Here is a 22,096-nt window from a genome sequence, read left to right as displayed (position 1 = left end):
AATGGATGATGGAATAGTTATTTCCTTGTGAAGCCATTCAATATAGAAGTCGCAAGCCAAAAACACGCCTAACAGGCGAGTTTTAGCACTGCTGATGCTGTGTTAACGAGTTTGACCGGAGAGTAACGATACTCTTTACTCATTGCAATCAACTGGGATGTTTTGAATGCCCTTAATGCAGGAGCATGCCTCTGAAGCGCTAAGCTCTCACTGAGCGGTCACATCTTTTACTGATCGGTTTAGTTAGCTTTTGGCCGCAATTTTACTTAGCACTCGGCTCACCGCCACAAAACCAAAAGTTCCCGTCACCACGGTTACTGCACCAAACCCTGAAGCACAATCCATACGCATGCTTCCCTCAGCTGTGGCTTTAGTATTACAAACTCTGCCATCGGCTTGAGGATAAACAAGTTGTTCGGTAGAGAATACCGCTTCAATACCAAATCGACGCTGCACATTTTTAGAAAAATGGTATTCGCGTCTTAATAGATTTCTGACTTTTGCCAATAAAGGATCTTGATAAGTCTTAGCTAGATCAGCCACTTGAACTTGCGTCGGATCGGTTTGCCCACCCGCACCACCAACAGTCACTATGGGTAGTTTTTGCCTTTTACACCAAGCAATTAAAGCGGCTTTAGGCTTTACCGCATCGATACAATCAACCACGTAATCTAGGCTGCCCCCCACTTTCTTACCGTTAAAGTAGTCGTTAAGATTATCTGTAGTAATAAAGTCTTCCACTTCATTTACTTTACATTCGGGATTGATCGCCCTCAGCCGTTCGGCCATCACTTCGACTTTAGAACTGCCAATGGTCTGCTTGAGGGCATGTAACTGCCTATTGGTATTAGTGACGCAGATATCGTCAAGATCGATAAGGGTAATTTCACCTATACCACTACGAACTAATGACTCAGCAACCCAGGTACCGACGCCGCCTATACCTACAACAGCAACATGTGATTGAGAGAATTGTTGTAATGCTGAAACGCCATAGAGTCGTCCGATCCCGGCAAAACGATTGAGGTAAGCATCGGTTAATATAGGTTGACTCAAAGTGTGCTCCACAAGCAAATAACATTAGCCGTGGATTTTATCCTAATACCAATCAAAGTAAATTAGTGATCAGCCCGTTTGTAACAGAAAAGGGCACAGGAAAAATTGTCGAGAAAAGGCGTAAATTGCAGTAACCAGTTATTCTAATTACAAAATGTACAACTGGATTATCGGCGATTTTAACTAGCAAGAATGATCTGATAATTACTGCGATTGGTATAATACCTCGCCGAGCGACAATCAAAGAAGCTATCACAGCAAACCAAACCGAGAACAGTCACCAAGATTAATCTGATTCCTAAAGATTAAACTCCGAGCAATTTCCACTGACAACAAATGCCATATTTAACCTGAACTCGGGATAACGAGTGTCGGAAAATCTAAATTTAACAAGCAAATTCAATGCTATAAAGGATTAGTTCGAAAAGGAAAGTCTATTTCCTGACTGAATGCGCAGATTTTTGGGCATATCAAGGCGCTCTGTCGTACACCATAGCGAGCTATTGTTAGGCAGAGCAACGCAGAAAGGCACGCAAAGATGCCTATTCAGCGGCTCTGCTTATCCAGAGCTCAGGTTATTTAAACCCAAATACGAATGTAACGCCGATTTGTCACCCATTATCACTCATAACAAATTCGAAACACTGAGATGGATAATGTAGCTCAGCGGTTTACTGCAGCCGCTATTTTGGTGATCAAGATCACACAATTAAAGTGTCATCCGCATAAAAGGTACATTTTTTAAACATTTAGGCGCATTTGTTAGCAAAACACCTACAATTTTAGCGTTCACTTATGAAGTTACAGTTAAATTAACGCAATATTTTTGACTACTCCTTTATAAGTAGGCTAAATCGCTGTGTTTTTACAAACACAGTACAAATTATGTACAAAATAGACCAAACACTCACAAATTAGTTTGAAAGCTAAGGTGAAAGGACAAAAGTTTGATCTAGGCCACAACCTTAATGACATAAAACTGTAAACTCAGCCCAGATTTGTTGCAGGATTGGACGCTTGGAACAAAAAATAAAGAAAATGTTAATAACCATTACAAAAATGGAAAGAACTTAGTTCTTGGGAGCACACACATGAAAAAATCTCTAATCTCTGCATCTGTTGCATCAGTTTTAACTCTTGCTTCATTCGGTGCGTTAGCAGACGGTCCTAACTTCTATGGCCGCCTAGACCTGTCTTTAACTAACTCAGACACAGGCGTTACCACTCAAGAAGGTAAAGAAGGCACTGTAATTGAGAATAACTTCTCAAACGTAGGTGTGAAGGGTTCAGAAACTATTTCTGATGGCCTTGATATTGTTTACCAAATGGAATTCCAAGTAGAAAACACGTCTTCTAGCGGTGATGTTTTCAAAGCTCGTAACACTTTCCTAGGTATTAAGAGCGCAGCAGGTACTGTACTTGTTGGTCGTAACGATACCGTATTTAAGCAATCTGAAGGCGGCATCGACCTATTCGGTAACTCTAACGCCGATATCGACCGTTTAGTGGGTGCACAAACTCGTAGTGCAGATGGTATCTGGTACTACTCTCCAAAAATTGCTGACCTAGTAACAATCAACGCCACTTACTTGATGACAGATAACAATCAAGCAGGTGTTGCCGATGCTGATGACCAGTACGCACTAAGTGCAACTCTAGGTGATAAAGGCTTCAAGGCGCAAAACTACTATGTTGCTGTAGCTTACAACAAAGGTATTGCTGGTATCGACGCATACCGTGGTGTTGCTCAAGTTAAACTTGGCGACTTCAAAATTGGTGGCCTATTCCAAAACTCAGAAAGCATTGTTGACGGTTCTGATGACAACAACACTTACTTCGTTAACGTGGCTTACAACTTAAACGGTATTAACCTAAAAGCTGAGTACGGTATTGATGAAGCAGGCTTCGGTAAATACTCTAAGCAAGCTGCAGCTGGTACAGACATCAACGTACAACAGATCACTGTTGGTGCTGACTACCGTGTAGCTAAGTCAACGCTAGTATATGGCCACTATGCTATGTACGAAGGTGACTACAAAGTTGGCGGTCTAAAAATGGACCTAGAAGATGATAACGTATTCACTGTTGGTGTTCGTTACGACTTCTAAATCATCTGAGCAACAGGCTCAAATATGATAAAAAAGGCGACCGATGTCGCCTTTTTGTTTTACGCTTTACCGTGTTTCAGATTCTGTGGCGCAGCGCTCACATCTCAAGCCCGTATTTCAAGCTCAGTCATTCAAGCTAAGTAACTCAAGCTAAGAAACTCAGATTGTGCAGCTACAACTAGCCTCTTTTCCTCAAAAGATATACCGACTCAGTTAGCCAAGGAACCTGCTTTTTAATAAATCTTGGGTTATCTGCCAGTACATCAAGACAACTTAAGCGTTCAATCTCGAAATCTGCGCTCATGTTAGTCATCACCCAATCATCGGATACCGCAAAGGGTGGGCCACTGAGGGCCTGCTGAGGGTAGTCTAAGGTGATGAGTAAACCGACACTGCTAGCCGGAATAAGCCGAGCAAGCTGCTTGGCATATTGCAGGCGCATCTCTTCTGGCCAGGCTATCAGCGCTGCTCGATCATAGAATGCGGAAACATGCTCAAGATATTGAGCGGGTAAACTGAAGATATCACCTTGATAGAGGGTGACCTGCTCCGTTTGATAACACTGATGCTCATCCAAAGTTTTGTGCTGTACACTGAGCTGATTTTCACTAAAGAACTGTTCTACGGCGCTTTGGTTAAGCTCACAACCGATAACATCGAGTCCCTGCTCGGCCAAAAAGCACATATCCAAACTCTTGCCACACAGAGGAACAAACACCTGTTCACCAGCGGCAACGCCTAACTGCTGCCAATAGTTAATCAGTAATGGATTTACTTCTCCCAGGTGAAAACCGATCTGCTGCGATGCCCATTTATCATGCCAAAAACTTGGTTGCATACCATCTCTATCCGTATAGAAAGCCAATAATGCCAGCTACTCTAATACCAACTCCAAACAGATGCAAAACGAGCCTAGTGCTCAGGCATGTGGCTAAGGTAGATCTAACACCTTCTGTACCTTTCGCAGCCAGACACAATTTTCACATTCGCAATTACGCCGAGAAAGGTGGTGTGGCGTCAGGCTTGAATCGATAAAATCCACAGCGATTAACAACTGCTGCTTCAACTCCTGCACCGATTTACGCTCCACCGCGACCAACTCATCATTATGATTCATCCAAGTACACTCCATGCCTTGATGGCAATGAATGCACTGAGGATCGGTGCTATTAAAAAAACCAGCATGAGGGCAATATCTCAACTCCATCGATTGCACGATCCGTCTTCTGGGATAAGCGAGTAATTCAATTAACAGGGCTTTATCTGGTTCCTTCATAACCCTCTCCTTCTTCAAATTTAAGAGGCTTAATTTATGTTAGTTTCAGATTACCCTTATGCCTATTTAGCAAGATTGATATAGGTCAACATCGGCGCCGAAAAAATGCGTTAGGAATCACAGAGCCAGCAAATCTAGCTATTGTGCATTAGGCGCCGTTCTTGCTATAAAACAATATCCCCTTGAAAATATGCCAATGATGCCTAACTCAAGCACGCCAACACCACAACTCCAGCACTTTTATATTTCAGAAGAGCAATCTGTTTATCTGCTCAAAGCCGATGATGCCCGTAAACATCGCGCCTGGATCCGCCTGTGTAAACAGCAACTGAGTAAGCTGGGTTATCACGATATCGAACTGGTGGGTAAAGGCGCCTATGGCTTTGTTTTTGCGGGCATAGATAAATATCATCATGCCCATGTTTTTAAATTTTCGCGCCTCACCTTGCCGCAGCATATTCAAGATCGCCTTGAGGAAGAGGCTTTTATGTTGTCGCAGGTCAAGCACCCTAATGTGCCACCTGTCATTAAATTTGAACATGTCGGTAAACAGGGCATCTTAGTGATGGCTAGAGCGCCCGGTGAGGATCTCGATAAACTCTGTCTACGCTTAGGGGCGCTGCCAGTGCCGATCATCATGAGCATTGCTAGGCAACTCGCGCATATTTTGCAGTATTTACATCACGGTCGCCCTTTAGTGCATGGCGATATTAAACCCTCAAATTTAGTGTATGACTTACAGACCCATCATCTCTCTTTAATCGATTGGGGCTCGGCAGTATTTGCCCAACGTGACGGCAACGGCGACCCTGTCAACGGTAATGTAATGGATCTACTCTCTAGTGATCAGCAACATACCAATGCGCGCATGGGCGATGTGTACTTTATTGGTGAAGAGCAACTTAACGGTGCCCTATCCAGCCCGAGATTCGACGAGCAAGGTGTGGCTGCCACCTTGTATGCACTGGCATCGGGACAATCGAGCCGCTTTGGCAGCAAGGTGATTCCCGCCACCAGCATAGGATTACCCATTGAGCTTGCCAGAACCTTAGACGGCATGCTCAGTGATGATCCCGCTACGCGCAATAAAGCCGGAGATTACTTTCTTAAAAGCATGAATCAGAGTCACAGACTGCTGCTTCCTGAGCTACCTAAGCCACCTTTGACAGCCGAGATCCCAGTGTGGGAGCTGGCACGTAATAAAGACGTCGAAACCGTCACCTATAGCTCACGTAAATCTTTTCTGAAAGAACATAATGTCGACGATCCCATCGCCAAAATGGATGATCTGCAACTGGAAAAATATTACCGCAACTTTATGGCTGGCATGGGCGATACCGAGAAGGGCTTTATCGCCGCAGTAAGCCGCATCGGCCAATACTCTATTGTGGGTGGATTAGCGATCCACTGGCAAGAATCTGGGGTGTTTATCGACTCCAACTTGGCGATCTATAACGGTGAAGAGAAAGCCGCCTTAGTTTTAGCGGTAAATAATATGGTGACCTTAGCCAGAGGTATTCGCCGTATCGGGGTATTTAAAGCCTGCTTCTTTAATGCCCGCGACACATTGCATTTAGAGCGTGAAGATACCACACAGCCCTTTATTCCCAATCCAGAGTTGCAATTGCCTTTTGAAGTGGGTGATGTGCCATCGCTAGAAGATAAATCAAGATTACATTCTTACTTCGAAGATGGTCGAGATCCCGACGAAAATCTGGAGCTGCCTGCGGAGATCATGGCTGAGCTTGGCCGTATCAACCAAATTCACCATACCGGTTGTATCATCTTCGAGGCATTACCCAATCACATGAAAATTCACAGCTACTTGAGACTGCTCAATCCGCGCAAGCAAGCGGCATTTCGTGCCAGCCTCGACCGCATTTTAAGTCATGTCGATAAGATTCAGGGCAAAGGGGTGTCAGGCTTTATGAAGCTACCCTATAAAAACACTCGCCGCTTTACCCATATTGATAGCAAACCCGATCACTTCTACCCTAAAAACCCTAAGGCAATTACCGCCGAAGGTTAATCACTGATTAACCGATTAACTTTTAGGGTCATTTTTATCATCGAGTTGATGGGATTCATCTTTTTTATCAGTAGGGTCACTCTTGCGCTCGAAATCACCATCGAAAGTATTACCTTCATCTTGTTGATCGCCAAAAGGTGATCGGCCAGCCCCAAAACCACCAGGGCCAAAGCCTGCCTGGAATCCACCTTTACCCACTACTTTTAACTGCATACGTTTATACAACACAGCCGCAATAGGTGAACGAGTCACAGGTGTCAATAATAGCAAGCCTATAAAATCGGTGACAAAACCAGGGATTAACAAGAGTAATCCCGCCATGGCCAACATCATTCCCTCAACGATTTCTTTGCCTGGAGCCTCACCTCGCGCCAATTTTTGTTGCACCTGCATCAAGGTATTGATGCCTTGGCTTCTGACCAAAGAGACGCCGACCACAGCAGTAAATAGCACTAAACCCACGGTAGTCCAACTGCCCAATGCTTCTCCAACACGGATCAGTACATTCAACTCAATAACTGGCACCAGCACAAAAATAATCAATAGAATGAAAAACACACTGACCTCACAGAAGAAAATTTTTTCTTATCCAATGAAAACTAAATGGGGACGAACGGGTCTACTTTCAAGCAAATAGTGTAAACAGCTACGGGCTAGGACTAAGTCTACCCATGGGTTACAACAGCCGTTATAACCCTAGCAAACTTGGATAAGCTCACTATTTTAGCAATAGCTTAATGCAAGATGATGTTAAAACACGTAAAGTATCAGCCATTACGCTCGGCCCCAAAGTCTATAGATGTCAGTGTAACTCTTTTGACTTAAAACAGCTTTAAAACCCAATAAGAGAAGGCTTACACTGCCATGAATAGCAGCGAAACCGTTAACGATAGTTACTTGTTGGTCATGACAACTTGTCCTGACCAACAATCCGCCAGCAAGCTAGCTCGAGCATTAGTCGATGCTAAATTGGCTGCCTGTGTACAGGTATCATCAGCGGTAACTTCGGTCTATCAATGGCAAGGCGAAGTCTGTGAAGAGCAAGAGTTTGCGTTACAGATAAAATGCCATCAACAGCGTTATGATGAGTTAGCTGAGATGATCAATCGTTTACATCCCTATGAGGTACCTGAGCTCATCGCGACACAAATTGTCTCTGGCTCGACGGCTTATTTAGATTGGATAAAAGAAACCACACAACTATGAAAAAAATACTGTTCCTTTTACTTTCATCGCTACTCGTTCTCGCTCCAGCAGTTCACAGCGAAAATATCTTTAGCAGCAACAAATTTGGCTTCTTAAAAGACGAGCCGAAACTAATGCCCGTAGAACAGGCATTTGTATTCGATTTTCAGCAGCAAGGTGAAATCATCAAGCTGAGCTGGGTGATTGCCGACGGCTACTACATGTATCGCGACAAGCTCGTGTTTGAAGCCGATGGCGCCAGCTTAGGTGAAATCCAACTACCTCAAGGCAAGCCTCATACCGATGAATACTTTGGTGAACAGCAGGTTTATTACAGCTATGTCGAAGTCCCTATTGCCATTAAACAAGCCGCTCAAGACAGTCAATTAACCGTAACCTTTATGGGCTGTGCCGAAGGTAAACTGTGTTATCCGCCAACCAAACGCAATGCCAATCTGCAAGCTGTGGCTGCCAACGATGGCGTATTACCTCAGTCTGATACTGTCGCCGCTGCAGCCCCAACGCAAACTCAGCCCGCAGCCGTTACACAACAAGATTCATTAACCCAGATGTTATCCGGCGACAGCCTACTTTGGACCTTAGTGGTGTTCTTTTGTTTAGGTATTGGCTTGGCGCTAACCCCGTGTGTATTCCCTATGTATCCGATTTTGTCGGGTATTATTGTCGGACAAGGTGAAAAGCTGTCTACAGCCAAAGCCTTTAGTCTGTCGATGGTTTACGTTCAAGGCATGGCAATCACTTACTCGATTTTGGGTCTAGTGGTAGCCTCGGCGGGAATGAAATATCAAGCGGCCCTACAACACCCAGCTGTGTTAGTTGGATTAGCGATTCTGTTCTTTGTGCTCAGTTTGTCGATGTTCGGCTTGTACGACATTAAACTGCCATCGAGCTGGCAAGAGAAGATGAACAAGTTCTCCAATAACCAGAAAGGCGGTAACGTCGCTGGAGTATTTATTATGGGGATCATCTCAGGTTTAGTCGCCTCGCCTTGCACCACTGCACCTCTGTCTGGCGCGCTAGTCTATGTGGCTTCTACTGGCGACTTACTACAAGGTTTCCTCGCTCTTTATGTACTCAGCATGGGTATGGGTGTGCCGTTACTGATCATAGGTTCTTCTGGCGGTAAATTGCTTCCAAGAGCAGGTGCGTGGATGGATGTCATCAAGACCATCTTCGGCTTCCTGTTAATCTTAGTTTCAATCGTGATGCTTGGCCGAATATGGACAGGTCTAGTCTCAGACCTACTTTGGGCAATTTGGGGGATCACGCTTGCAGGTTACTTAATGCACCAGAATAAGCAGAGTGAATTTAACTGGAAACAATCAACACGCTCTGTTTTATTGCTACTGCTATTACTTGCTAGCTTCTCTTACGGCTTCCAGTCGGTAATGAATGGCTTAGGTTTTCAGTCACATAACCTCAGCAACAACACTCAAGCGGCTAGCCATAAAACCATTAAGTCATTAGCAGAACTCGAAACCGAAGTGGCCAACGCCAAGGCTCAAGGTAAAGCTGTGATGCTAGATCTGTACGCCGACTGGTGTGTGGCTTGTAAGGAGTTTGAAAACATCACTTTCAAAGATCCTGCGGTGCAGCAACGTCTGTCACAAATGGTATTTTTACAGGCCGATGTCACCAAAAACGATGCTATCGATATCGAACTACTCGAACATTACAGCGTACTGGGCTTACCTACACTGTTAATGTTCGATGACCAAGGCGAACTTCGCGATGACCTGCGCGTCACCGGCTTTATGAAACCAGAAGCCTTTGCTGCTCATCTGGATTTATTACTCGCTAAATAGGCTAGACTTCGATGAAAAAGCCTCTTTATGAGGCTTTTTTATTATCTAACCTAGGATAATCACTCATTAAGCCATAACGATAACATTCTGCAAAACCAGTAATTTTCATTTAAAGTTCACGCTATTCTTATACAATAGAGAAGCGTTAGATTCAGGGACATTTCCCATTTCCAAGGAGCAACATGGAACCGGCCATTCTTATCATTACCCTCGCCTGCGGCATCTTTGTCAGTCGCATCGGCCTCCCCCCTTTAATTGGCTACTTGGTCGCAGGTTTTGCGCTATATCTGTTTGGCATTGATGAATCAAGCCTGCCGCTACTTGAGCAATTCGCCAATTTAGGTGTCACCCTGCTGTTGTTCGCCATTGGCCTAAAGCTGGATATCCGTAGTCTATTTAAGGCCGAAGTGTGGGCAGGCTCTAGTCTTCATTTATTAGGCTCGATTATTTTCTTGGTTCCGCTGCTAAAACTGCTGGGCTTACTCGGCTTGGAGCAGCTCAGTGGACTCGAACTCAACCAGCTGGCGTTATTAGCTTTTGCCTTAAGTTTTTCTAGCACCATTTTTGCCGTTAAAGTACTGGAAGACAAAGGTGATATGCAGTCGCTCTATGGCCGCGTCGCCATCGGTATCTTGATCATGCAAGATATCTTCGCCGTGCTGTTTCTTACTATCTCTAAAGGCGATATCCCCTCGGTATGGGCATTTGGCTTATTGTTACTACCACTGGCCAAGCCGCTTATTTATAAGGCCTTCGATCGCGTCGGCCATGGAGAATTATTAGTACTATTTGGCTTAGTCATGGCGCTGGTTGTCGGTGCAGGACTGTTTGAACTTGTGGGATTAAAGCCCGACCTTGGCGCCTTGATCATAGGTATTTTACTGGCGGGACACGCAAAATCTTCCGAGCTGGCAAAATCGCTGTTTTACTTTAAAGAGCTATTCTTGGTCGCCTTCTTCCTCACCGTCGGCTTAAACGGCTTGCCGAGTTTTTCCGACATAGGTCTAGCGGTGCTGTTGGTGCTTATCGTACCGATTAAAATCATCCTGTTTTTATACTTATTGACCTATTTCAAACTCAGATCTCGTACTTCGCTAATGACTTCATTTAGCTTAGGTAACTATAGCGAATTCGGGCTTATCGTCGCAGCTGTTGCCACCAATAAAGGCTGGTTGCCAGCGCAGTGGATGATCATCCTTGCGGTCGCCTTAAGCTTAAGTTTCCTGTTTGCGGCGCCACTGAATAATATTTCCAACCGCTTCTATCAACGTTACCAAGCAAGACTTCAAAAACTAGAGCGTCATCCACTGCATCCAGAAGATCGTCCGATCCGAGTTGGTAATCCACGTTTTCTGATCTTAGGTATGGGTCGTATTGGTGGTGGTGCCTACGATGAACTGGCTAACCGGTTCCAAGGTGAGATCTTAGGTATCGAACATAAACAAGAATTGGTGGATTTTCATAAAAGCAAAGGCCGCAACGTAGTACAAGGAGATGCGGGTGATACCGATTTTTGGGAAAAACTGGATCGCGCCCCCAACCTAGAGCTAGTGCTACTGGCAATGCCACATCACTCGGGTAATCTGTTTGCGGTTGAGCAACTTAAGCGCCTTAATTATCAAGGCCAACTCAGCGCCATAGTCCAGTACAGTGAAGATGCCGCCTCGCTGAAGGAATCTGGCGTCCATAGTGTATTTAACCTCTACGAAGCCGCCGGTGCCGGTTTTGTTGACCATGTGATCCAAGAGCTAAAGTCAGGGCAACAACACGAAGCCGACATTGCCGTTGATACGCAAAACAGTACAGGTTAAATAGCAGTAGCGGTTAAATATTTCACCATTTAGGTGCACTATTTCCCCATAATCATTTAAAGCCGAGTGCAATACTTGGCTTTACTATTTCCTGCGGTTTTTTTCATTTCTAGATAATCAGAACAACATAATCGGCTAAATCGATAATAAAAACGCTGTTATACCTAAGCTGAGTCGTGATATAAAAATGATAAGGAACGAGTCACAACCCTGTTGTGAATATGACTGCGACCAAAAATGGTGCAGAGAGTGATTATCTTTTTTTGAGAAGTGTGAAAGCATGTCGAATCCCGCACAGCGCGCTAATAAACTTTTTGTGCAGACTTTTGGTACCAATGCAGATGATCTCTACCTCGCTCCAGGCAGAGTTAACTTAATCGGTGAACACACAGATTATAACGACGGTTTTGTGCTCCCCGCCGCGATAAATTTCCATACTATTATTGCCGTAAAACGCCGTGACGATGGGTTATTTCGTGCCGTCTCGGATGCCTACCCCGGTCAATTAAATAGTTGGCATTTCGGTCAGGAAGGCTCGATGAACCCAAATGATTCCTGGGTCAACTATCTTAAAGGCTTTACCGCTGCTATGGCAGCCTCTGGTTTACCCGCCAAAGGCATGGATATTGCCGTAGTGGGTAATGTACCTGTTGGCGCTGGATTGGCATCGTCATCGGCACTGGAAATCGCATTTGGCACCGCCATCAACGACAGTTGCCAGCTGCGACTATCTCCGCTGGCCGTCGCCCAATTAGCCCAACGCGGTGAAAGCCAATATGTTGGTTTTGCCTGCGGCATCATGGATCACATCATCAGTGCCCAGGGAAAACAAGACCATGCGTTATTGATCGACTGTGAAGATCTCGACAGTGAGCCCGTCCCTATTCCAGAAAGTCTTAGCCTTATCATAGTCAACTCCAATGTGAAGCTTGATGAAGCCGCTGAGGCCTACCGAGTACGCCAGCTACAATGTGAACAGGTTGCCGAACATTTTGGCATTGAGAGTCTGCGTCACCTGGAACTCGCAAACTTAGAAGCCGAGCAACCGCGATTATCTGACATTCATTATCGCCGTGCCCGTCATGTGATTACCGAAAACCGCCGCACACAGAACGCAGCCCATGCGTTACAAGATGGCAATATCAGTAAACTTAGCGAACTGATGGCTCAGTCTCACACCTCGATGCGAGACGATTTTGAAATCACCACACCTGAAATAGATACCTTGGTCGATATCGTTGCCAAGGTAATTGGTGAACGTGGAGGAGTACGCATGACAGGTGGTGGATTTGGTGGCTGTGTGGTGGCACTAGTAGATCATGAGTTGACCGATGCGGTAGTTGATGCCATCGAAAGCCAATATCAGCAGCAAACGGGGATCGAAGCGACAGTGTATCTTTGTTCGGCCAGCGATGGGGCAACCCGCATCGATGATGAGATTTATGATCTGTTGTAACAAAAGGCAATAAAGTCTCGCCGATAAAGCGCGAGAAAATCTTTCGGGGTTATCAAGCAGTAATAAGCGATCATTTAATAAATTAAAAAGGTATGAGGCAGTAGAAATATGCCTCATACTCATGTTTAGCGTTTAAGAATCATCGTCATCTGACCAATCATCATAATCATCATCTAAGCTATCGACTTCGAGTTCGACATCATCGTCGTCTTCATCGCTATCTTTCGCTTCGGGTCGCGGCTTTTTCGGCGCCGGAGCAGGCTTAGCATGAATGGCTTCAATCCAACCCGAATGTTGCTGCATAAATGCCGAACGTGCCGCCTGCCAGTTGGCATCGTATTCAGATTTAGCAGCTTTCAACTCTTCATCTGTCAGCTCATGCAGATTCACTTTTACGATATCAACTGCATACTCAATAACAGCATTTCTTATTGTGTTATAAAGATAAACACGTCCCGCAGTTGCCTCGGGAAAATCCTTATCATGGATGAGAACGGTGTTACCTCGAGCCGTTCTTAGCTCACCATACCAAACAGGTTCTTTAGAAGTGTCATACATATATGCTAATACCCTTAAATCAACACATACCAATTATTTAAACAATTAAGCCCACTAGGCCCAATGATTGTCACCGCACTGAATCAGACAACTGCGATAATGGCCACATTCTTATTAAATATCGACAGAAATCAATAGCCAAATCGATCTATTTTATTCAATTGCTATCAATTTGTGCGCTCTGTAGATACTAGTAACGAATTTAGCCGATCGAATCAGTTATTCAAGTTTTTTCTACAGGGTAAATGACCTCTATTTAAATTTAATTACGATTGCGAAATAAACCGCTTAGAGCGCATCTTCTGCAACCTTTAATACCAATTTCCCTCTGTGCTGTCCAGACTCCATTAAGCGATGTGCCTGCGCCGCATCAGCAAGCAAAAACTCGGCAAATAACGTAGGCGTAATCGACTGACCTGCTGTAGTAGCAAAAAGCGGCCACACCTGCTGTTTGAGGCCCTTGGCAATCAATGCCTTGGTCTCTACAGATTGCGGTCTCAAGGTCGCTCCAGTCCAAGTAATGCGTTTGGCCATCAACCTAAACACATCAACATTCGCGGTCGCCCCACGCAGCAAGGCGATAGTCACTAATCTGCCCTCTTCTGCCAAGGCTTTAAGGTTGAGATTAATCATATCTCCGGAAGCCATATCCAGCACAATATCGACCCCTTCAGGGGCAACGGCTAAGACTTGCTGTAACCAATCAGTGTGATAATCAAACGCATAATCTGCGCCAAGCGCTAAACAGTAAGCGCATTTTTGTTGACTGCCACTGGTGACAATCACAGTGACACCAAACTGCTTAGCCAGCACGATTGCCGCCGAACCAATACCACCAGAGCCACCATGCAGTAACAAGGTATCGCCCGCGCTTAATCCTCCACGCATAAACAGATGCCCCCACAGAGTAAAAAAAGTCTCTGGTAATGCCGCAGCTTGTGCAAGAGATAGCCCTGTGGGGATAGGCAGGCAATGTTCAGCCCAGGTCATGACGTATTCACTGTAACCACCTCCGGGCACTAGAGCACAAACCGTATCGCCCACCTGCCACTGGGCCACAGATTCACCCACAGCAACAATGGTCCCCGATACTTCCAAACCTAGAATTGCACTGGCTCCTGGTGGGGGTGGGTAGAGGCCTTTTCGTTGAGCTAAATCGGGGCCATTCACTCCGGCATAACTGACTTTAATCATCACTTGCTGAGGTGCCGGTGCAGGGATTTCCCCCTCCGCCAAGTAAAGCACATCAGGCCCACCAGCATGGTCGAAATGGATCTGTTGACATCGGATATTCATATTTTTCCTCAACTCGATAGAGGGGCAGTGACTACATTGAAATGGTTTATAACATGCTATCTAGCAGGCATGTCTGTTTTTGCTGAGATTTATCAGTGTTAATGATGGTAATCACCATGAGACTGCTTTATTGCTATATCCTATGGATTTTCAATATAAGGCCAAATTCATTTTTGCGATCAACACCGATAGTTGTAATGAAAATAGTAGTGCTAAAGTATAAATATTAAGCAGATACTTTATAGGGTGAAGATGAATACAAAAAATCAATTAACTGCTCAAGCTAAAATGCTCTGGATTGAACGCGGCAGTAGCGACTTCCCCTATTATCAGGGCGATCCTATTTTACTCAATGGTAAAAGCTGGCTTATCGCAATCGCCAGCACCTTATTGGCCTTTGCTATTTTATTAATCCCAAGCATAAACGGTTATTTAGGCTTTTTGAAATCGATTACCTTTGTGGTTTTGCCCTTGGTGACATTGAACTGGGTTAGTAAAGGCCATTGGCAAGCCATTTTTAAGCCGATTAAGTTCAAAGATATTTTATGGATGATTTTCTTCGGGCTGTTAACTTTAACTCTGACTGTAGCTTTGGGTTACTTGGTCAGCCAATTTTTTGAAACTGCGAAAAATCCAATCATTAAGATGCTGGCAGAAAAACAAACCAGCGAGTTGGTGCTACTGCTTATATCCACCCTTCCTCAACTGGTAGGTGAAGAGCTGATCACCATCTTTCCATTTTTAGCCATGATGTACCTGTTTGTCGAGCGACTAAAATGGTCTCGTACTCAGGCGCTCTTGTGTTCTTGGCTACTCAGCTCGCTCTACTTCGGTGCGCTACATCTGCACACCTATGATTGGAACCTGGCTCAATGTTTGATACTTATAGGTACGGCCCGGCTCATACTGACGCTAGCTTATCTCAAAACCAAAAATCTTCTCGTCTGTTCCGGTGCCCATATTATTAATGACTGGACCATCTTCTTCATTGCACTTATAGCAGCAAAAGCCGCCGGCTAACATTACCGCTAAACCAATAACAAAAAACCCAGCATAAATGCTGGGTTTTTATTAATACACGCTTTAAAAGCAGCCGGTTTTAGAACGGGATATCATCATCCCAACCATCATCCAAATCTGGAGTATAGTTTTGCTGTGGCTGAGCTTGAGGCTGTGGCGCTGGGCGCTGCTGTGGAGCCTGTTGCTGAGGCGCTGATTGTTGCGCTTGAGGCTTAGGCGCGTAAGCTGGAGCAGCTTGCTGTGGTGCTGGCGCATAACTACCTTGCTGCTGCGGCGCTGCAGGAGCTTGACGCTGAGCGGGTGCTTGCTGCGGCGCATATTGGTTTTGCTGTGGTGCATAACCACCGGCGCTTTGACCCATACCACCTTGTTGCTGACCACCTTGACCACGGCTGTCTAGCATCTGCATTTCACTGGCGTTAATTTCGGTCTTATAACGATCTTGGCCAGTTTGCTGATCTTGCCACTTACTGGTCTGCAATTTACCTTCTAAGTAAACTTTTGACCCTTTTTTAAGGTATTCGCCGGCCACTTCGGCTAAACGACGATACATCACAATATTGTGCCACTCAGTACGCTCTTGCACTTGACCTTGTTGGTCTTTCCAAGACTCACTGGTTGCCACTGTAAAGTTGGCTACGGCATTGCCATTAGGCATGTAGCGTACTTCAGGGTCTTTCCCTAAGTTACCGACCAAAATTACTTTATTGACACCACGACTGGCCATTGAGATCTCCTGAGATATTCTTACAAACTTAAGTTATAAATACTGCTTAACTAGCGAGCAAAACTCAAGTCTTAAACAGTTAGTTGACAGAGCCTAACACAGCTCGCGCTTGTCTCAAATCGAAATGCTCATCAACTTTTAAATAAGCCACTTTCTCTTCAACAACAACGATGGCTTCTGCGACACCTGTCAACTCTGACAGCTTAGTGGCCATGGCTCGAGCTTGCTCTTTACCTTGCACATCAGCCTCTAAGGTGTAGCTTTTTAATAGCACTGGATTTTTCATTCCCAGTGTCAGTAATAGCCAGATGGCCATCAAGCCAAGACCCACGGCAAAGACACCTGCCGCACCGACTAATTGATAAGCTCCACCGCCTAAAAGACCACCACAAAACGCACCTAAAAACTGACTGGTGGAATACACGCCCATGGCAGAGCCTTTATCGCCAACCGGACAGAATTTAGCAATTAAGCTGGGTAATGAAGCTTCGAGGTAATTAAAGCCAGTAAAGAACAGTACCACTGCGATACTGAGCACCACTAAACTGTTAGCAAATAGCGCCATCGCACCTAACGCGGCCATCATAATAAGCAGCGCGACTTGGAAGGTCGCTTTGGTATTTTTCTTTTTCACGCCAATGATGATCAGCGGCACCATAAGGAAGAATGCGCCCACAAATGCCGGGAAATACAGCATCCAGTGCTTTTCTTTCACCAGTCCGGCATCGACAAGATCTAACGGTAGAGCAACGAACACCGCAGTCAGTACTAAGTGCAGGATAAAAATCCCCGCATCGAGCCTGAATAGTTGAGGGTCGGTGAGCATAGCTTTAAGTTTGGCTGGCGCGGCAACGGTATCGCCCTTAGGCGCTTGTGCAATCGGGTTAGGTACTAATAACTGCACGATAACCATGCCTAAAAGTGCTAAACCTGCGGTCATGCCAAACAGGCCGGATAAACCGAGATGCTGAGCCACAATCGGACCAAATAGCAGAGAGAGCGCAAAGGATGAACCGATACACATACCGATTATCGCCATCACTTTGGTACGCTGTTCATCTCGAGTTAAATCGGCCGCAAGTGCAAGAACGGCGGCGGCAATCGCGCCCATGCCTTGCATCGCACGACCAGCAACCACTCCATAGATGGTATCTGACATCGCCGCGACAACACTACCTATAGCAAATAAAACTAAGCCAATAAGAATGATAGGCTTACGGCCATATTTGTCAGATAAAATCCCCATTGGGATCTGCAAAACCGCTTGAGTTAAGCCGTAAGCACCAATGGCAACCCCCACCCATAATGGCGAGAATCCCTCTAAGTGTTGCCCATAAAGCGCAAACACAGGCATGATCATAAACAAGCCCATCATGCGCAAACCAAATACACTGGCTAACGAGAACGCGACTCTTTGCTCAGTCTTAGACAGTCCATTTTTGGCCATTATTCGCCCTGATCTGAATTCATAAATAAGAAGCGCATGTTATCACGAAGGATCGATTTAGCTCAAAAGGAAAAAAATGAAACATAATCCATCTGTGACTAATTTCGATATTAAATTTCGCACAGGGATCCAAACAGGATAGTCAAGATTTTAGGCGTCGCTTTTCTATGACCTAGTTCAATTTTATGCGATAATCAGTCTCTTTTTTATCGGCCAATCAGAGAGACAGATGGACAAGATTGAAGTTCGTGGTGCCCGTACCCACAATCTAAAAAACATCAACCTGACAATTCCCAGAGATAAGCTGATTGTTGTTACGGGCTTATCCGGATCCGGCAAATCATCATTAGCGTTCGATACCTTATATGCCGAAGGTCAACGACGTTATGTGGAGTCACTCTCCGCCTATGCTCGCCAATTTTTAAGCCTGATGGAAAAACCCGATGTCGATCATATCGAAGGCTTGAGTCCGGCTATCTCTATTGAGCAAAAGTCCACCTCTCACAACCCACGCTCGACCGTGGGTACTATTACCGAAATTTACGATTACTTAAGACTCCTATTCGCCCGAGTGGGTGAACCCAGATGTCCAACCCATAATCAACCGCTGGCGGCACAAACTATCAGCCAGATGGTCGATAAAGTCTTAGAGCAACCTGAAGGTAGCCGACTCATGTTGTTGGCTCCAGTGATCAACAACCGTAAAGGTGAGCACGTTAAGCTGCTTGATAGTTTGTCGGCGCAGGGCTTTATTCGTGCCCGTATCGACGGTGAAGTCTGTGACCTGTCCGATCCACCAACCCTCGAACTGCATGTGAAACACACCATCGAAGTGGTCGTCGATCGTTTCAAGGTGCGTGACGACATTCAGCAGCGTTTAGCCGAATCGTTCGAAACGGCCCTCGAGCTTTCGGGCGGTGTTGCTACGGTTGCCTCTATGGATGACAACAAAGAAGAACTGCTGTTTTCGGCTAACTTCGCTTGTCCCCATTGTGGCTACTCGATGACCGAACTCGAACCTCGCATCTTCTCGTTTAACAATCCGGCCGGAGCCTGTCCGACTTGTGATGGCTTGGGCGTACAGCAGTTTTTCGATGCCGACAGAGTGATCACAAATACCGAGCTATCTCTGGCAGGCGGAGCTATTCGAGGTTGGGATAGACGCAATTTCTACTACTTCCAGATGCTCAGTTCATTAGCCGAACATTATAAATTTGATGTCGAGCAGCCTTATCAGCAACTCAGTGACAAGATCCAACAAATCGTGTTGCATGGCTCAGGCAAAGAAAGCATTGCCTTTAAGTACATCAATGATCGCGGCGATGTGGTGGTGCGTAACCACCCCTTCGAAGGGATCTTAAATAACATGGATCGCCGTTATCGCGAGACCGAATCAAACTCGGTACGTGAAGAGCTGGCTAAATACATTAATACTCAGGCCTGTAAAAGCTGTGGCGGTTCGCGTTTACGAGAAGAAGCACGAAACGTCTTTATTGCCGACCTTAACTTACCCACATTGACCCATTGGTCGATTGGCGAAGCGATGGAATATTTTGAGCAGCTATCCTTAAGCGGTCAGCGTGCACAAATCGCCGAGAAAATTTTAAAAGAGGTACGTGATCGCTTAGGTTTCTTGGTCAATGTCGGCCTAAATTATTTAAGCCTATCCCGCTCTGCTGATACCTTATCTGGCGGCGAAGCCCAACGTATCCGTCTGGCAAGTCAGATCGGCGCAGGATTAGTCGGCGTAATGTATGTTTTGGATGAGCCCTCTATCGGTTTGCATCAGCGCGATAACGAACGTCTGCTCAAGACTCTGATCCACCTAAGGGACTTGGGCAATACGGTTATCGTGGTCGAACACGATGAAGATGCCATTCGCATGGCAGACCATATTATCGACATCGGCCCTGGCGCTGGTGTTCATGGCGGCGAAGTGATTTGTGATGGTAGCCTCGATGACATCATCAAGTGTAAAGAGTCGGTCACTGGCCAATATATTTCAGGCACCAAGCAGATCCAAATCAGTGAAAGCCGCGCCGAATATGACCCTAACAAGGTCATCGAACTGTTTGGCGCAACGGGCAATAACCTTAAAAATGTCGACTTAACCATTCCTGCGGGTCTATTTACCTGCGTAACAGGGGTTTCAGGCTCGGGTAAATCGACGCTGATCAATGATACTTTCTACAAGATAGCCCATCGTGAACTCAATGGCGCCACGGTCGATGAACCTGCACCTTATGCTTCGGTCAAGGGTATGGATCATTGTGACAAGGTAGTCGATATCGATCAGAGTCCTATCGGTCGAACGCCGCGTTCAAATCCGGCAACCTATACCGGCATTTTCACCCCAATCCGTGAACTGTTTGCCGCCACCCAAGAATCGAGAAGTCGCGGTTACAAGCCGGGGCGTTTCTCCTTTAACGTTAAAGGCGGTCGCTGTGAGGCTTGCCAAGGCGATGGTTTAATCAAGGTTGAAATGCACTTCCTACCCGATGTGTATGTGCCTTGTGATAGCTGTAAAAGTAAGCGTTATAACCGCGAAACTCTCGAAGTACGCTACAAAGGCAAGAATATTCACGAAGTGCTGGAGATGACAGTCGAAGAGGCGCGAGAATTTTTCGATGCGGTACCTGCCATTGCGCGTAAACTGCAAACCTTAATGGAAGTGGGCTTGTCTTATATTGGCTTAGGTCAAAGTGCGACGACGCTTTCCGGCGGTGAAGCTCAGCGGGTTAAACTGGCCAAAGAGTTATCCAAACGCGATACTGGCAAAACCTTATATATCTTGGATGAACCTACTACAGGGTTACATTTTGCCGATATTCAGTTGCTACTGGATGTCTTGCATCGCCTCAAGGCTCATGGCAATACCATAGTGGTGATTGAGCATAATCTGGACGTGATAAAAACGGCCGATTGGATTATCGACCTTGGCCCAGAGGGTGGCTCAGGTGGTGGTACTATTCTGGTCAGCGGTACCCCAGAACAAGTGGCCGAACACGCAAGCTCTCACACCGCACGCTTCTTAAAACCTTTACTATAAGCCGGTGCTGTAAACTTAAGCCGAGCAAAATCTAAATAGAGTCTAACACCAGCATGATCATCACTATCATGCTGGTTGTTATTTTTCGCTTTATTTCTGCTGCTATAAACGCTAGTTTAAAAATTCAACTTATCTAACGACTCGTTTTAAATGGAATTTATCGATTTTCGTCACTCGGTCCAATCTAAGTTTTTCATACTGGTAAGCCTATTACTTGCCGCGCTAATTTCAGGTTGTTCGAGTAACCCTGTCGATTGCCATTCACCTTATCAATTGAGTTGGAGCAACCAACGTCAACTCGCCAAAGATATTAAGACGCTCAGTTCAGCGCAATTTCAAGGACGCAAAACTAACACCCAAGGGGCGGCACTGGCACGTGAATACCTTATGGTGCGCATGTTACAAACCGGCATGGAGCCTTGGAAAAATGGCTTCGAGCAGGAGTTTGAGTACGACTATCAGTTCGGTAAACGTCGAGGCATTAACCTCGTTGGCATGCAAATGGCTGACACCCCTACCAATAAATGGCGTATCGTCATCGCACATTATGATCATTTAGGACAGAAAGGTTCAAAACTCTACCCTGGCGCCGATGATAACGCGTCAGGCATTGCAGCAATGCTCGCCTTATCGACTCAAGCTTCAACCCAAGTCATGCCGACGAACCTGTTGTTTATCGCCACCGACGCCGAAGAACCAGGATTATTTGGTAGTAGTGCATTTATAGAGCAACTGACTCAATTTGACAGTGTGCCGCGCCAATCACAAATCGAACTAGTGGTGAATCTAGATATGGTGGGACGTCCAGGTAGAAACCAAAAAATATATCTGGAAGGCCGCCGTAACTTTAGCCAATTTGAACAACTCAAGAGCTTACTGCAAAACAAGGTCGGTTTATGTATTCAAGCCAATCAACCTCCTGAAGCCGGTAAATCTATTCAACGCGTCGATTGGCTACGCGCTTCAGATCACTACCCTTTCCATAAAGCCGGGGTTCCTTGGCTCTACTTCGGTGTACCACCACATGAGGATTACCATCAATCTACCGATGTCGTATCTAAGATAGATATGAATTTTTTAGCCGCTGTAACAGAAACAGCCTACCAACTGCTAGTTATTGATAGTTATCTTTTAAAAAAGTAGCTTGATCAAACGACAATTTTTTATTTTCTATTTTTATAACTRATTGTTAAATATAGATATTAAACTATAACACTCTGATTAACTGCTAAAGATCTACCATGATATAGCC

Annotated in this window: 17 protein-coding genes; 9 read left to right on the top strand and 8 right to left on the bottom strand. The window is 45.4% G+C overall.

The annotated features are described in order from the left end of the window. Window positions 1–243: 243 nt before the first annotated feature. Window positions 244–1,056 (bottom strand): tRNA cyclic N6-threonylcarbamoyladenosine(37) synthase TcdA, encoded by an 813-nt coding sequence (gene tcdA, locus L1D21_RS01390; protein WP_239843440.1) that lies wholly within the window; start codon window positions 1,054–1,056, stop codon window positions 244–246. 1,091 nt (window positions 1,057–2,147) lie between these two features. On the opposite strand from tcdA, the gene L1D21_RS01385 reads away from it, so the two are divergent. After that, window positions 2,148–3,164: a porin gene (locus L1D21_RS01385; RefSeq protein ID WP_239843439.1), complete on the top strand. Its 1,017-nt coding sequence runs from the start codon at window positions 2,148–2,150 to the stop codon at window positions 3,162–3,164. A gap of 178 nt (window positions 3,165–3,342) precedes the next feature. Here the strand turns inward: L1D21_RS01385 and L1D21_RS01380 are convergent, their stop codons facing one another. Both L1D21_RS01380 and L1D21_RS01375 read right to left on the bottom strand, forming a co-directional pair. Then, window positions 3,343–4,002, bottom strand: coding sequence for a thiopurine S-methyltransferase (locus L1D21_RS01380; protein WP_239843438.1), 660 nt, complete (start codon window positions 4,000–4,002; stop codon window positions 3,343–3,345). 93 nt (window positions 4,003–4,095) lie between these two features. Beyond that, window positions 4,096–4,440 (bottom strand): hypothetical protein, encoded by a 345-nt coding sequence (locus L1D21_RS01375; protein WP_239843437.1) that lies wholly within the window; start codon window positions 4,438–4,440, stop codon window positions 4,096–4,098. Between the two features lie 199 nt (window positions 4,441–4,639). Here L1D21_RS01375 and L1D21_RS01370 point away from each other — a divergent pair, with 199 nt between their 5' ends. Continuing rightward, window positions 4,640–6,469: a protein kinase gene (locus L1D21_RS01370; protein WP_239843436.1), complete on the top strand. Its 1,830-nt coding sequence runs from the start codon at window positions 4,640–4,642 to the stop codon at window positions 6,467–6,469. 15 nt (window positions 6,470–6,484) lie between these two features. Here the strand turns inward: L1D21_RS01370 and L1D21_RS01365 are convergent, their stop codons facing one another. Next, on the bottom strand, window positions 6,485–7,027 hold the full coding sequence (locus L1D21_RS01365) for an FxsA family protein (protein WP_239843435.1): 543 nt from the start codon (window positions 7,025–7,027) through the stop codon (window positions 6,485–6,487). A gap of 306 nt (window positions 7,028–7,333) precedes the next feature. Here L1D21_RS01365 and cutA point away from each other — a divergent pair, with 306 nt between their 5' ends. The 4 genes from cutA to galK all read left to right on the top strand — a co-directional run bounded on the left by cutA (window position 7,334) and on the right by galK (window position 12,747). Next, window positions 7,334–7,675 carry a divalent-cation tolerance protein CutA gene (cutA, locus tag L1D21_RS01360; protein ID WP_239843434.1) on the top strand — a complete coding sequence of 114 codons (342 nt, stop codon included), beginning with the start codon at window positions 7,334–7,336 and terminating at the stop codon, window positions 7,673–7,675. Further along, the gene (locus L1D21_RS01355) at window positions 7,672–9,480 is read left to right on the top strand and encodes a protein-disulfide reductase DsbD (protein ID WP_239843433.1); all 1,809 of its coding nucleotides are present in this window, start codon (window positions 7,672–7,674) and stop codon (window positions 9,478–9,480) included. Before cutA ends, L1D21_RS01355 begins: the two co-directional genes overlap by 4 nt. 182 nt (window positions 9,481–9,662) lie before the next feature. Further along, a complete protein-coding gene (locus L1D21_RS01350) occupies window positions 9,663–11,291 on the top strand; it encodes a cation:proton antiporter family protein (RefSeq protein WP_239843432.1) in 1,629 nt (542 codons plus the stop codon). Window positions 11,292–11,571: 280 nt separating this feature from the next. Further along, window positions 11,572–12,747, top strand: coding sequence for a galactokinase (gene galK, locus L1D21_RS01345; protein ID WP_239843431.1), 1,176 nt, complete (start codon window positions 11,572–11,574; stop codon window positions 12,745–12,747). Window positions 12,748–12,879: 132 nt separating this feature from the next. Here galK and L1D21_RS01340 read toward each other — a convergent pair whose 3' ends face one another. Both L1D21_RS01340 and L1D21_RS01335 read right to left on the bottom strand, forming a co-directional pair. Further along, complete coding sequence (locus tag L1D21_RS01340) at window positions 12,880–13,305, bottom strand: hypothetical protein (RefSeq protein ID WP_239843430.1); 426 nt, start codon at window positions 13,303–13,305, stop codon at window positions 12,880–12,882. Between the two features lie 288 nt (window positions 13,306–13,593). Beyond that, a complete protein-coding gene (locus L1D21_RS01335; RefSeq protein ID WP_239843429.1) occupies window positions 13,594–14,601 on the bottom strand; it encodes an NAD(P)H-quinone oxidoreductase in 1,008 nt (335 codons plus the stop codon). Window positions 14,602–14,853: 252 nt separating this feature from the next. Between L1D21_RS01335 and L1D21_RS01330 the strand changes: the two genes are divergently transcribed. Further along, window positions 14,854–15,621, top strand: coding sequence for a CPBP family glutamic-type intramembrane protease (locus tag L1D21_RS01330; protein WP_239843428.1), 768 nt, complete (start codon window positions 14,854–14,856; stop codon window positions 15,619–15,621). 79 nt (window positions 15,622–15,700) lie between these two features. Here the strand turns inward: L1D21_RS01330 and L1D21_RS01325 are convergent, their stop codons facing one another. Further along, window positions 15,701–16,348, bottom strand: a complete 648-nt coding sequence (locus L1D21_RS01325) for a single-stranded DNA-binding protein (RefSeq protein ID WP_239843427.1) — start codon at window positions 16,346–16,348, stop codon at window positions 15,701–15,703. Window positions 16,349–16,427: 79 nt separating this feature from the next. After that, window positions 16,428–17,795 (bottom strand): MFS transporter, encoded by a 1,368-nt coding sequence (locus L1D21_RS01320; protein WP_239843426.1) that lies wholly within the window; start codon window positions 17,793–17,795, stop codon window positions 16,428–16,430. Between the two features lie 229 nt (window positions 17,796–18,024). Between L1D21_RS01320 and uvrA the strand changes: the two genes are divergently transcribed. Both uvrA and L1D21_RS01310 read left to right on the top strand, forming a co-directional pair. After that, on the top strand, window positions 18,025–20,844 hold the full coding sequence (gene uvrA, locus L1D21_RS01315; protein WP_239843425.1) for an excinuclease ABC subunit UvrA: 2,820 nt from the start codon (window positions 18,025–18,027) through the stop codon (window positions 20,842–20,844). Window positions 20,845–20,994: 150 nt separating this feature from the next. Continuing rightward, window positions 20,995–21,987 (top strand): M28 family peptidase, encoded by a 993-nt coding sequence (locus L1D21_RS01310; RefSeq protein WP_239843424.1) that lies wholly within the window; start codon window positions 20,995–20,997, stop codon window positions 21,985–21,987. Window positions 21,988–22,096 lie beyond the last annotated feature (109 nt).

The organism is Shewanella sp. Isolate11, from assembly GCF_022398315.1.
Lineage (GTDB): Bacteria > Pseudomonadota > Gammaproteobacteria > Enterobacterales > Shewanellaceae > Shewanella.
Note: the sequence above shows the minus strand (reverse complement) of the source record. Positions and strands in the feature narration are given on the sequence as shown.